Genomic DNA, 13,381 nt, shown 5'->3' with positions numbered 1-13,381 from the left:
TTCCGTTTTACGTTTGTTGTTATCCTTGCAAGCCCCTGCCCTGCCGGTCCCGGTCATTCTTCCGGCGCGTGACCGCATTGCTGTTGCAATTGCCGATAATCGATCTTGCCGCTGCCCAGTTGCGGCAGCTTCGGCAGGTGGATCAGCTTGTGCGGCACACCGACTTCGGGGATACCCAGCTCATGCGCGGCATCCACAAGCTCACGGCGTTGCGGTTTCGGCCGCGTGGTCATAAGCACCAGCTGTTCACCGCTCCCACCATCGCTTACACGGATGATCGCATGGGTCGCCTGTGGCCAGACACGGCTGACAAATGTCTCCATCTGCGCCAGCGATACCATCTCGCCGTCGATCCGGGCAAAACGCCGGGCCCGGCCAGTGATGGTCAAAAAGCCGCGCTCATCCATGTGGACAATATCGCCGGTATCATACCACCCCGGCCCGGCCGGGGTGGCCGGCGGCGCGATCTCGCCCGGCTGTTCGGGCTGCAGATAGCCGAGCATCACGTTGGGCCCTTTCACCCACAGGCGTTCGCCGTTTTCCATGCCCGGTTCAGCCACCAGCCGGTACTCCATGCCCGGCAGCAGCCGGCCGACCGTGCCGGGACGGTTCTCCATCGCGGTATTCGTGGCGATCACCGGGCCGGTCTCGGTGGTGCCGTAACCTTCGAAAATGCGCACCCCGAACCGCTCGCTCCACATCCGGCGGGTCGACACCTGCAGTTTCTCCGCCCCGGCAAACACATAGCGAATGCTGTAAAAATCATACGGATGAGCGAAGCGGGCATAGCCGGCCAGAAACGTGTCGGTACCAAATAATATGGTGGCGTTGATGTCGTAGGCGATCTCGGGAACGATGCGATAGTGCAGCGGGTTGGGATAGAAAAAGACCCGCACCCCGGATATCACCGGCAATATCGTGCCGCAGGTCAGGCCGAAAGCATGGAACATGGGCATGGTATTGAGTACCACGTCCCGCGAGCTGAAGTCGGTGCGGCTGACCAGCTGCGAGCAGTTGGCCAGCAGATTGGCGTGCGACAGGACCACGCCCTTGGGCGCCGCCTCGGAGCCTGGGGTAAACAGCAGCACCGCGGGATCATCCGGCGCGGCCTCACCGGCGCGACCACGATACCCCAGTCGTGGAAAACAGGCCGCGAACAGGCCGCGCAGTTTATGCCGCCAGCGAAGGCCACTGACCACCTCTTCGAGGTAAATCACCCTCACTTCCCGGCCCAGTTCATTCAGCAATTCATGCAGGCGGACATAATCGGCAAACCGGCGCGAGGTGTAGATCGTGTCGATGCGCCCGATGCGACAGACCTCGAGCAGATTTTCTACGCCATCGGAATAATTGAGCAATGCCGGCACCCGCTGATAGATCTGCAATGCAAACAAAGTAATCAGCGTCGCGGTGGTATTGGGCAGCAGAATGCCGACGTTCTCTGTACGCCGGGTTTGGACAGCAAGGGCATCGGCCAGAATAAAACTGCGCCGGATCAGCTGGCGATAGTTAATCGGTATCCGCTCGAAGTCCTCGGCAATCTTGTGCCGGCCGCCGTGAATCCGCTGCGCATCCAGCAAGGCTTCGAAAATCGTGCAACGGTAATGGCTGGTGGCGAACATCATCTCGGTCATGATGTCGGTCAGCTGCTCCCCGGCGTAGATCCGTCGCGCGCGACCCCGCACCTCGGCCGGCGCCTTGATCTTGCGCGGCGGCAGAACGGTCAGGGTAATGCGCGGAAACCAGCGCACCCGGATCCGTTTGCGTAGGCGGGAGAACGGCGAATACTGGGCTCCGTTGATGCGCACCGGCAATACATCGGCATCGACCTTGTCCGCCACCAGCCCCGGGCCGTGATAGATCTTCATCAACGCCCCGGTCACCGTGATCCGGCCTTCGGGAAAGAACACCACGCTGTTGTTGTCCTGCATATAGCGAATCAGCGATTTGAGCGAGAACGGCCTGGTCGGGTCCATCACAAACAGCGTCACCAGCGGTTTAAACGGGCGCATGAACCATTGATTAACGATGCGGGTATGGATCGCGAAGCTGAAATCGCGCGGCAGGAACACCGTCAACAGCAGGCCGTCGAGAAAGGAGGTATGGTTGGCGATCAGCAGGGTGCGCGGACCGGCCTGCTGCAGGTTTTCCAGTCCCTGCACCTCAACCCGATACAACAGCCTGAGCAGGGCGCGAAAAACGATCTTGAGTAAGGTTCGCATCCGCTATTGATACCGGGTCACCGCCCGGTTTGTAAAGGGCTTTTACCCCGCCCGGGCCGGGCTAATGCTCGCGGGTGGCGTGAAATGCGATATCAGGCCAGCGCTCGATCGTCAGATCCAGATTGACCCGCGTCGGAGCCAGATAGGTGAGACTGCCGGCGGCATCCAGTGCCAGGTTGTCGGACGCCTTTTTGCGAAACTCGGCGAGTTTTTTCTCATCCTCGGCGGTAACCCAGCGGGCGGTATTCACGTTGACCGCCTCGAAGCTGCACTCCACGTTGTATTCTTCCTTGAGGCGAAACGCGACCACGTCAAACTGCAGTATCCCTACCGCGCCGACGATGATGTCGTTGTTATTGAGCGGGCGAAAGACCTGCGAGGCACCTTCTTCGCTGAGCTGGTCCAGCCCTTTTTGCAGGGCCTTGTTCTTCATGGGATCGCGCAGGCGAACCCGGCGGAACAGCTCCGGGGCAAAATTGGGGATGCCGGTAAACTTGAGCTCCTCACCCTGGGTGAAGGTATCACCGATCTGAATGGTGCCGTGATTATGCAGGCCGATGATATCGCCGGGATAGGCGGTTTCCACATGTTCGCGCTCGCTGGCCATGAAGGTGATGGCATTGGCCAGCTTCACATCCTTGCCGATGCGTACCTGACGGGCCTTCATGCCTTTTTCGTAGGTACCCGAGCAGACCCGCAGAAAGGCCACCCGATCGCGGTGCTGGGGATCCATGTTCGCCTGGATCTTGAACACGAAGCCGGTGAACTTCTCTTCCTCGGGCTCGACAATCCGTTGACGGGTTTCGTGCGACTGGGGCGGCGGTGCGATCTCGACAAAATAGTCCAGCAGCTCTTCGATGCCGAAGTTGTTGATCGCCGAGCCGAAGAAGACCGGGCTCAGCTTGCCGGCCAGAAAAGCATCGATATTGAATTCATGGCTGGCGCCACGTACCAGTTCGATCTCCTCGCGCAACTCATCGGCGGCACTGCTGCCCAGTACTTCTTCCAGGCGCGGGTTATCCAGTCCCTGAATCACTTCGCCGCTCTGGATCTTGCCGCCATGGGTGGCACTGAACAGATGAATACTCTGGTTATAGAGGTGATACACCCCCTTGAAACCCTTGCCCATGCCGATAGGCCAGGTAATGGGCGCACATTCAATACCCAGCACCTTTTCGACTTCGTCCATCAGTTCGATGGGTTCGCGGCCTTCACGGTCCAGCTTGTTGATAAAGGTCAGAATCGGCGTATCGCGCAGGCGGCACACGTCCATCAGCTTGATGGTCCGCTCCTCGACCCCCTTGGCACTGTCGATCACCATCAGTGCCGAATCCACCGCGGTCAGTACACGATAGGTGTCCTCGGAGAAATCCTCATGGCCCGGCGTATCCAGCAGATTGATAATGCGTTCCTTGTAAGGAAACTGCATGACGGCCGAGGTAACCGAGATGCCGCGCTGTTTCTCCAGCGCCATCCAGTCGGAGGTGGCGTGGCGATCCGACTTGCGTCCCTTGACCGTCCCCGCCTGCTGGATGGCACGGCCATACAACAACAGCTTTTCGGTGACGGTGGTTTTCCCGGCGTCGGGATGGGAGATAATCGCAAAGGTACGCCGGCGATGGGTTTCGTCGAGATAACGGCTCATAACTATCCAGGGTCAAAAGGACCGATATTGTACAAAAAAGTGGCCGGATTGGGCAGAGTATCGCCGCTTGGAAATGGCATTACAGCGACGCCGTGCCGACAAACGGCACGCTTGCGAGACGTCTGTCAGCTCACGGTTTGGCCGAGGCGCCCGACTTGGACAACTCGGCGGTGAGCACCCGGCGCATGGCATCTTCCATCGACAAGGGGACCGGCTCCACTTTGGAACGAGGCAGGTAAAGGGTATACCCCCCAATCTGGTAACTGAGCGGCAGGTAGATGGCGACAATATCGTCATCGCCTTCGGCGTTCAGACCGGGGATATCCTCGATTCCCTCGCGGGTCAAAAAACCCAGCAGCTTCGCCTCGCCGATCGACACCAGCACCACCTGCTTGAGCCCGCCCCGGCTCTTGCCCGCGGCAAAATAGTCCATGAAATCGTGTAGCGAACCGTAAATCGATTTGACCAGCGGAATCCGCTCCAGCAACTTCTCCACCAGCCAGATCAGGCGCTGGATCACCCAGGCATTGACCGCTAGGCCCAGGAAAAACAACACCACCCCGCCGGCCACCAGCCCCATTCCGGGCAGATAATACTCCTCCGGCACAACCGAGGTGATCACCGGATGCAGCCCTTTTTCGATAGTCAGCCCCAACCAGTAAATCAGATACAGGGTTAGCGCGACCGGCAATACCGTGGCCAGCCCTTTTAAAACGTTCTTCCATAGATAAGACATGGTGCTCTCCCGCAAACCCGGATAATCCACATAAACCAGCTGCCACTATAGCAGCCGCCCGGCGCATGGGCAGCCTCGGCCCGGCGCGTCGGGAAGCGTCATCTTCAGGACGTCTACCCAGCCGCAATATCAAATAGACTCACATATAATCAGACTATATGAAGGTAGTACAACTTGATAAACAAGAGGCTTCGGCGACAATCGCCAATGAAATCGTCACTCACAAACCGCGAGAAGGTCTCAGAACGGTTGAGACCCAACAAGCCCCATATTCATCAAGGAAGAGGGAAAACGGGGACCGGTTTATTTTCTGTCGATACCCAGCCACTCTACCCACGCTTTGAACAATCTTCTATCCAGCGCCGCGACGGCGGAGCGTGGCGTCAAACTGTTGTTGAATACGTCGTCGCCGTCCAGGGTGCAGGACCAGCCACCCGCCTCGGCCAGGATCAGGTGGCCCGCCGCATAGTCCCACAGGTTCTGCTTACCGTGTAAATAGACATGGCTGCGTCCGATGGCGATCCAGCACCAGTCCAGCGCCACCGAGCCGAAGCTGCGCTGCGAGGAGTAGGGAATCTCGGTCGCCAGCCGGGTGGCCAGCGCCGGTGCCAGGCGTTTGAAGTCGACAAGGCCGGTACACTGTTTCAATGTCAGGCCTGTATCGATGGGACCGAGTCGTTCATCGTTGAGCCAGGCGCCCTCCCCCTTTACCGCACTGAAGCATTCATCACGTTCCGGATCGTAGACTATCCCCATTTTGAGTTCGCCCTGCTCGATCAACGCCAGCGATACGGAATAAACAGGAATACCCGAGGCGTAGTTGCTGGTGCCATCCAGCGGATCCAGAATCCAGATCGGCTTGCCGCTTTGCAGCAGGGCCTGCTGTTCTTCCGCGGCCATCTCCTCGCCAAGAAACAATGTCTCCGGGCAATGGTTTTTCAGTTCTTCCGCGATGCGGTTTTGCACCGCCAGATCCGCCTCGGTCAGAAAACTGCCGTCGGCCTTGATACCACACTTGACGTTGGTAAAACGCGGCAGTAATTCCTCCCGCGCGGCGGTGCGAACAAGCGATGTCAGCGTACCGAGATTCATAAGCGTAACCGGATTGTTAATAGGAAAGTGTTCAGTGGTCGAAGGTCAACGCCATCACCATCGCATCCTCGCGGCCGAACGCAGCGGGATAGTAATCGGGTCGGATGCCGATCTCCTGAAACCCGGTTTTCTCATACAGCCGAATAGCCGCCTGGTTGGAAGGGCGGACTTCAAGATAGACAGAGCCGGCGTGCCGCTCACGGGCCAGTTGCAGCAGATCAGCAAGCATCAGCTGACCGTAACCGCAGCGGTGCGCATCCGGATTGACGCAGAGAGTCAGGATATGCGCCTCGCCGGCAGCCACCGAGAGAATGGCATAGGCCTGGACCTCCCCTTCGACTTGCAACACCCGACAGCTGTAGCCCACGTTCAGGCAATCGCGGAAGATCCCGCGGGTCCAGGGAAAGTCATAGATCGACTTTTCGATCGCCATAATCGCATCCAGATCGGCGATCCCCATGGGGCGTATTCCGTCATCAGCCTGTTTGAATACCGCGCTCATGCTCGTCTCCGCTTACGCCTGGTCGTCGCGGGTCAGTGACTGGGCAAACAACAGATCCTCCCATGCCTTGCGTTTGTCCGCCGGGGTACGCAACAGATAGGCGGGATGATAAGTCACCACCACCGGGGTGCCGGTGGCTTCGAGGCGGTGTACCGTGCCGCGCAGCCGGGCCAGACTGGTGGTGCAATCCAGCAGTCGCTGGGCGGCGACCCGGCCCAGGGCGATAATGAGATCGGGCTGGATCAGCTCAATCTGGCGGCGCAGATAGGGAAAACAGGCCGCCGCCTCTTCCGGGCGGGGATCCCGGTTGTTGGGCGGACGGCATTTGAGAATGTTAGCGATATAGACCTGCTCGCGGGCGAGACCGACCGCCTGCAGCATGGCGTTAAGCAGCATGCCGGCCCGGCCGACGAAGGGCTCGCCCTGGCGATCCTCATCGACCCCGGGCGCCTCGCCGATGATCAGCCAGCGGGCCTGCTCGTCGCCCACCCCGAACACCGTCCGGGTCCGGCTCGTGTGCAACTCGCACAACTGACAGCCCGCCACCTGCTGGCGCAGCGCGGACCAGTCCAGCTCACTGACATCGGGCCGCCCCTCCGCCGACGCCGGTTCCGGGGCCGACTCGGGCAACGGCGCCACCTCGGCCGGCAGCGCCTGATCCCGCCGCACCCAGACATCGATGCCCATCGCATCCAGATAACGGCGTTGTTGTTCAGAAACCGGAGACATGGTCAGAGTTTACCACTTCCGAAAGAAAAGGGACGAGGTACGAGGGACGAGTAACGAGGCAAAGCGCACAAAAAATCACCACCAAGGCACCAAGAGACCAAGGTACGAAGAAAATAATTGTGCATTCTTGGTGTCTTGGCGTCTTGGTGGTTAACGCCTTTCCTCGTCCCTCGTCCCTCGTCACTCGTCCCTGGCCGCCGACTAAACGTCGGCGGCCTGCGGGTGTTCCCGCTCCACCGGCGAGACGATCTTGTTCAGGGCGTTGATGTAAGCCTTGGCCGAGGCGATGACGATGTCGGTATCGGCCCCCTGGCCGTTGACGATCCGTCCGTCTTTTTCCATGCGCACGGTGACCTCACCCTGGGCGTCGGTGCCGCTGGTGATGTTGTTTACCGAGTAGAGCAGCAGCTCGGCGCCGCTGTTGATGACCTTCTCAATCGCCCGAAAGGCCGCGTCCACCGGCCCGCCGCCGTCGGCTTCGGCCTGCTGTTCGTGACCGTCCACATTGAGAGTCACGTCGGCATGCGGGGTCTCGCCGGTTTCGGAGCAGACCCGCATGGCGACCAGGTCGATATGTTCGTTCTCGGCGGAGATGCCGGTTTCGGTCACCAGTGCCTGCAGATCCTCGTCGAAGATCTCGTGCTTTTTGTCGGCCAGATCCTTGAAGCGGGCGAAGGCGTCGTTCACTTCGTCTTCCGAGGCAAATTCCACGCCCAGCTCCTTGAGCCGCGAGCGAAACGCGTTACGTCCGGAGTGCTTGCCCAGCACCATGCGGTTGGCCGACCAGCCGACATCCTCGGCGCTCATGATCTCGTAGGTCTCGCGACTTTTGAGCACGCCATCCTGATGGATGCCCGATTCATGGGCAAAGGCGTTGGCGCCGACGATCGCCTTGTTGGGCTGCACCGCAAAGCCCGTGATACCGGCGACCAGTTTCGAGGTCGGCACGATCTCGCGGGTATCCAGATGATCGACATTACAGCTGAAGATATCCTTGCGGGTCTTGACCGTCATCACGACCTCTTCCAGCGAGGCGTTACCGGCCCGCTCGCCCAGACCATTGATGGTGCATTCGACCTGGCGGGCGCCGTTCAACACCGCGGAGAGAGAGTTGGCCACGGCCAGGCCCAGATCGTTATGACAGTGCACGGAGAACACGGCCTTGTCCGAGTTGGGCACCCGTTCGATCAGGTTGCGAATCGTCTCGCCGAACTGCTGCGGCACGTTATAGCCGACGGTATCGGGAATATTGATGGTGGTGGCGCCGGCGTCGATCACCTGCTCGACAATGCGGCACAAAAAGTCCAGCTCGGACCGCCCCGCGTCCTCGGCAGAGAATTCGATATTATCGGTATACTGGCGCGCCCGTTTGACCGCACGTACCGCCTGTTCGACCACCTGGTCCGGCTCCATGCGCAGTTTCATCTTCATGTGAATGGGCGAGGTGGCGATGAAGGTGTGGATACGCGCGCTGTTCGCCTCTTTTAATGCCTCGCCGGCACGATCGATATCCTTCTCCAGCGCGCGGGACAGACCGCAGACGGTGCTGTCCTTGATGCTGCGGGCCACCGCCCGTACCGCATCAAAGTCGCCGGTACTGGCAACGGGAAAACCGGCCTCGATCACATCCACGTGCATGCGTTCCAGCGCGCGGGCGATACGGATCTTCTCCTCCTTGGTCATGGAGGCGCCCGGACTCTGCTCGCCGTCGCGCAAGGTGGTGTCGAATATGATTAATCTGTCGTCATTCATGGTCTCTCTCCTGCTAACCCATTATGGCACGGCCTGGCCGTAAACCTGAAAATCTCTGCATTGCTTGTTGGGCTGTTAGGATGCTGGCGCCCAGCCCGGCGCGTCGTCTGCTGTTATTTGCCCCTCAGGGCAGCAGTCGTAGATTCAGGAGAGAATCGAGGGAGGTAAACCGGGCGAACAGGGGCAGCCCCTGCACCGCCGGGGCAGTGACAGCGATGTCGCGGGAAGTCGGTTCCGTCAATGTCATGGTATTTCGCTCAGTCATTACAAATAACTATAACGCCTGATCAGGGATTTTCCAAGTCCTGTTCATCCTCTTCGCCGTGAGCGTGCCGATGGGCCTGATCCCGTTCGGCCCGCCGCCGGCGCAGTTGCACCAGGGTCAGTACCGGCCCGGAGAGGGCATAACCGCAGAAGACCGTGAACAGCACCACCGGCGGATTGGCTGAAACCAGCACCAGGATCAGGACAATCACCAGAATGGCCACAAACGGAACCCGGTTGCGCAGGTTGAAGGTCTTGAAACTGTAATAACGCACATTACTGACCATTAACAGCCCGACCAGCACCGTCAGCGCCCAGACCAGGTAATCGAACCGCCCAGGAAAGACGTTATAGCTCTCCCCCACCCACACCCCGCCGGCGATAATCGCCGCCGCGGAGGGACTGGCCAGCCCCTGAAAGTAACGCTTGTCGGCATGTTCCACCTGGGTGTTGAAACGGGCCAGGCGCAGCGCGGCGGTGGCCGTATAGATGAAAGCGGCCAGCCAGCCCAGCTTGCCCAGATCCGACAGGGCCCATTCATAGATCACCAGCGCCGGGGCCAGACCGAAGGAGACCAGGTCAGACAGGCTGTCATACTCGGCGCCGAAGTCGCTCTGGGTGTTGGTCATGCGCGCCACCCGGCCGTCGACACCATCCAGCAACATGGCCACGAAAATGGCAATCGCCGCCGGCTCGAAGCGGCCGTGCATGGCGGCCACGATCGCGTAAAACCCGGAGAACAGCGCCGCCGTGGTAAACAGATTGGGCAGCAGGTAGATACCGCGCCGATGTGAGTCCGGGGTGTTTTTTCGGGTCATGCTCGCGTGTACACAGCTAAAAGTGAGATTGCCATCATAACGTAATTCGCGATGCTGTGAAGCGGGCTTTGCCCGGATTCACTGTCGCGTTTTGCGCAGGCCAAAATAGCAAGGCCGGTTACGCGAACCGGCCTTGCTGAATCGCCCGGACATTCAATATTGAATGTCCGGGTAGCGTGGCGTGACAGCCTCAGTTTTTGCTCTTGTCCACCAGGGCATTGGCCTTGATCCAGGGCATCATGCCACGCAGCTTCTCGCCGACCTGTTCGATCGGGTGTTCCGCGTTGAGCCGGCGCATAGCGGTCATCTCCGGATAGTTGGTCATGCCTTCGAGGATAAACTTCTTGGCATACTCGCCGGTCTGGATGTTCTGCAGAGCTTCTTTCATCGCCCAGCGGCTCTCCTCGTTGATGATCTTGGCGCCGGTAACGTACTCGCCGTACTCCGCGTTGTTGGAGATGGAGTAATTCATGTTGGCGATGCCGCCTTCGTACATCAGATCCACGATCAGCTTCAGCTCGTGCAGGCACTCGAAGTAGGCCATCTCCGGGGCATACCCGGCTTCCACCAGGGTTTCAAACCCGGCCTTGACCAGCTCCACCGCGCCACCGCAGAGCACGGCCTGCTCGCCGAACAGATCGGTTTCCGTCTCGTCCTTGAAACTGGTTTCGATGATGCCGGTACGGCCGCCACCAATCGCCGAGGCATAGGACATGGCGGTCTCTTTAGCCTTGCCTGAGGCGTCCTGAAATATCGCAACCAGATCGGGGATCCCGCCACCGCGCACGAATTCGCTGCGCACAGTATGACCCGGTGCTTTCGGGGCAATCATGATCACGTCCAGATCGTCACGCGGCACCACCTGGTTGTAATGAATACTGAAGCCGTGAGCAAAGGCCAGGGTGGCACCTTTTTTCAGGTTCGGCTCGATATCGTTTTGGTAAATCCGCGCCTGGTACTCATCCGGGGTCAGCACCATGATCACATCGGCACCGGCTACGGCATCGGGGACATTCTTGACGCTCAGGCCTGCCTCTTGCGCCTTTTTGGCGGAAGCGGAACTTTCACGCAGGCCGACGGTAACATCAACGCCGGAGTCCTTCAGGTTGTTGGCATGGGCATGGCCCTGGGAGCCATAACCGATGATAGCCACTTTCTTGCCTTTGATAATAGAGAGATCACAATCTTTGTCGTAATAGATATTCATACGTAATACCTGCCAATCCAGTTTTATTTATTGAAAATTAAATACGTAGCGCCCGGTTGCCGCGTGCGACACCCGTGGCACCGGAACGAACCGTTTCGATAATCAGCTGTGCGTCGATGGCGCCGAGAAAAGCGTCCAGTTTGGAGCCGTTACCGGTCAGCTCGATGATGTAGGTTTCATCGGTCACATCCAGAATCCGGCCCCGAAAAATGTCGGTCATGCGTTTGAGCTCGGCGCGTTCCTTGTCGGAAGGCGTCGAGACCTTGACCATCATCAGCTCCCGTTCGATATGGTTACCCTCTGAGATATCCGCCAGGGTGACCACGTCGACCAGCTTGTTGAGCTGTTTGAAGATCTGCTCGATGATCTCGTCCGAGCCGCTGGTGACGATGGTCATACGCGACAGGGAAGCATCCTCGGTCGGCGCCACGGTCAGTGATTCGATGTTGTAACCGCGTGCCGAGAACAGCCCCGCCACCCGGGACAGGGCCCCGGCTTCGTTTTCCATCAGCAGTGAGATAATGTGTCGCATCAGGCCAGCTCTCTTTCCGGTGACAGGTGCATCTCGTGATGTCCCTTGCCGGCGGCAATCATCGGATAGACGTTTTCGGTCTGATCGGTGATGAAATCCATGAACACCAGCCGGTCCTTCATGGCAAAGGCTTCCTTGAGCGCGCCTTCCACGTCGCCCGGCTGCTCGATGCGCATGCCCACATGGCCGTAGCTTTCCGCCAGTTTGACGAAATCGGGCAGCGCATCCAGGTAGGAGTGCGAATAACGGCTGTCATAGAAGAACTCCTGCCACTGGCGCACCATGCCCATGTAACGGTTGTTCAGATTCACGACCTTGACCGGCAGCATGTATTGCAGCGCCGTGGACAGCTCCTGCATACACATCTGGATACTGGCTTCACCGGTGACGCAGGCTACCTGCGAATCGGGATAGGCCAGCTGCACACCCAGTGCCGCCGGCAGGCCGAAGCCCATGGTGCCCAGACCGCCGGAGTTGATCCAGCGCCGTGGTTTGTCAAACGGATAGAACTGCGCGGCGAACATCTGGTGCTGGCCCACATCGGAAGTGACATAGGCGTCACCCCCGGTCACCTCGTGCAGCTTTTCGATTACGAACTGCGGCTTAATCAGTGCGCTGTTGCGATCGTAACGCAGGCAGTTTTTGCTCCGCCAGGCATCGATCTGCTGCCACCACTGATCCAGCAATTTGGCATCCGGTTTTTTCTTCGATGCCTTGATCGCCTTGTTCATATCCGTCAGCACATGTTTGATATCGCCGACGATGGGCACGTCCACCCGCACGTTCTTGGAGATGGACGAGGGATCGATATCGATGTGAATGATCCTGGCATCCGGGCAGAACTGTTTGACGTCACCGGTGACCCGGTCATCAAAACGGGCACCGATGGCGATCAGCACGTCACATTCGTGCATGGCCATGTTGGCCTCGTAGGTGCCGTGCATACCCAGCATGCCCAGATGCTGTTTATCGCTGGCCGGATAGGCGCCCAGGCCCATCAGGGTCTGGGTGATGGGGTAACCCAGCTTGCGGGTAAACTCGATCAGCTCGGCATCGGCGTTGCTCAGTACCACCCCGCCGCCGGTGTAAATCATCGGTCGCCGGGCTGACAGGATCAGCTCCATCGCGCGACTGATCTCGCCGGGGTGCGCCTTGACCACCGGTTGATAGGAGCGCATCTCGATTTCACCGGGATAGGCGTAGTCGATCTTGATATTCGGATCGGTCGTATCCTTGGGAATATCCACCACCACCGGTCCCGGGCGCCCGGTGGTCGCCACATGAAAGGCCTTGCGCAGGGTGTCGCCCAGGTCCTCGGCATGTTTCACCAGGAAATTATGTTTCACGCAGGGACGGGTAATCCCGACCGCATCCACTTCCTGAAAGGCGTCGCTGCCGATGAACTGGGTGGCCACCTGGCCGGTGATGATCACCATCGGAATGGAGTCCATGTAGGCGGTCGCGATCCCGGTCACCGCGTTGGTGGCCCCCGGCCCGGAAGTCACCAGCACCACGCCCGGTTTGCCGGTAGCGCGGGCATAACCGTCGGCGGCATGGGTCGCGCCCTGCTCGTGGCGCACCAGAATATGTTTGACCTTATCCTGATTGAACAGGGCGTCATAGATATGCAGAACCGCACCACCCGGATAGCCGAAGACGTATTCAACGCCCTCGTCCTTCAGGAACTGGACTACGATTTCGGCTCCACTGAGTTTCACGTTATATACTCCCCGGTACTTTCCAGCAATTTGGCGTCAGCACGAAAAAATACCCGTCGCAGCGGGCAGAAACGCCCATTATAATCAGTAAATCAGTATAAATACACGGAGTTGCGGCAGAAACCTGCCCGATGCCGGCAATTTCCCCGTCCCCGGCGGTGGTT

The 13,381-nt window shown here is 59.2% G+C and carries 12 protein-coding genes; all 12 read right to left on the bottom strand.

Annotated features, from left to right (window positions below):
- Positions 1 to 53 precede the first annotated feature (53 nt).
- A complete protein-coding gene (locus tag EDC23_RS07455; RefSeq protein WP_134082893.1) occupies positions 54 to 2,222 on the bottom strand; it encodes an AMP-binding protein in 2,169 nt (722 codons plus the stop codon).
- A 61-nt stretch (positions 2,223 to 2,283) separates the two neighbouring features.
- Positions 2,284 to 3,867, bottom strand: coding sequence for a peptide chain release factor 3 (locus tag EDC23_RS07450; protein WP_134082890.1), 1,584 nt, complete (start codon positions 3,865 to 3,867; stop codon positions 2,284 to 2,286).
- Between the two features lie 130 nt (positions 3,868 to 3,997).
- Positions 3,998 to 4,603 (bottom strand): DUF502 domain-containing protein, encoded by a 606-nt coding sequence (locus EDC23_RS07445; protein WP_134082887.1) that lies wholly within the window; start codon positions 4,601 to 4,603, stop codon positions 3,998 to 4,000.
- Between the two features lie 303 nt (positions 4,604 to 4,906).
- Positions 4,907 to 5,695 carry an inositol monophosphatase family protein gene (locus tag EDC23_RS07440; RefSeq protein WP_134082884.1) on the bottom strand — a complete coding sequence of 263 codons (789 nt, stop codon included), beginning with the start codon at positions 5,693 to 5,695 and terminating at the stop codon, positions 4,907 to 4,909.
- 31 nt (positions 5,696 to 5,726) lie between these two features.
- Complete coding sequence (gene rimI, locus EDC23_RS07435) at positions 5,727 to 6,197, bottom strand: ribosomal protein S18-alanine N-acetyltransferase (RefSeq protein ID WP_134082881.1); 471 nt, start codon at positions 6,195 to 6,197, stop codon at positions 5,727 to 5,729.
- 12 nt (positions 6,198 to 6,209) lie between these two features.
- Positions 6,210 to 6,926 carry a uracil-DNA glycosylase gene (locus tag EDC23_RS07430; RefSeq protein ID WP_134082878.1) on the bottom strand — a complete coding sequence of 239 codons (717 nt, stop codon included), beginning with the start codon at positions 6,924 to 6,926 and terminating at the stop codon, positions 6,210 to 6,212.
- 201 nt (positions 6,927 to 7,127) lie between these two features.
- Positions 7,128 to 8,678, bottom strand: a complete 1,551-nt coding sequence (locus EDC23_RS07425; protein ID WP_134082875.1) for a 2-isopropylmalate synthase — start codon at positions 8,676 to 8,678, stop codon at positions 7,128 to 7,130.
- A gap of 124 nt (positions 8,679 to 8,802) precedes the next feature.
- Positions 8,803 to 8,925 (bottom strand): hypothetical protein, encoded by a 123-nt coding sequence (locus EDC23_RS14320; protein WP_279585919.1) that lies wholly within the window; start codon positions 8,923 to 8,925, stop codon positions 8,803 to 8,805.
- 40 nt (positions 8,926 to 8,965) lie between these two features.
- A complete protein-coding gene (pssA, locus tag EDC23_RS07420; protein ID WP_134082871.1) occupies positions 8,966 to 9,760 on the bottom strand; it encodes a CDP-diacylglycerol--serine O-phosphatidyltransferase in 795 nt (264 codons plus the stop codon).
- A gap of 190 nt (positions 9,761 to 9,950) precedes the next feature.
- Complete coding sequence (gene ilvC, locus EDC23_RS07415; RefSeq protein WP_134082868.1) at positions 9,951 to 10,967, bottom strand: ketol-acid reductoisomerase; 1,017 nt, start codon at positions 10,965 to 10,967, stop codon at positions 9,951 to 9,953.
- A gap of 37 nt (positions 10,968 to 11,004) precedes the next feature.
- Entirely contained in the window at positions 11,005 to 11,499 is a 495-nt protein-coding gene (gene ilvN / locus EDC23_RS07410; RefSeq protein ID WP_134082865.1) for an acetolactate synthase small subunit, read from the bottom strand.
- The gene (locus tag EDC23_RS07405) at positions 11,499 to 13,217 is read right to left on the bottom strand and encodes an acetolactate synthase 3 large subunit (RefSeq protein WP_134082862.1); all 1,719 of its coding nucleotides are present in this window, start codon (positions 13,215 to 13,217) and stop codon (positions 11,499 to 11,501) included. Before EDC23_RS07405 ends, ilvN begins: the two co-directional genes overlap by 1 nt.
- Positions 13,218 to 13,381: the final 164 nt, after the last annotated feature.

Source organism: Thiohalophilus thiocyanatoxydans (genome assembly GCF_004366735.1).
GTDB lineage: Bacteria > Pseudomonadota > Gammaproteobacteria > UBA6429 > Thiohalophilaceae > Thiohalophilus > Thiohalophilus thiocyanatoxydans.
This window is presented reverse-complemented; position numbering and strand designations above follow the sequence as displayed.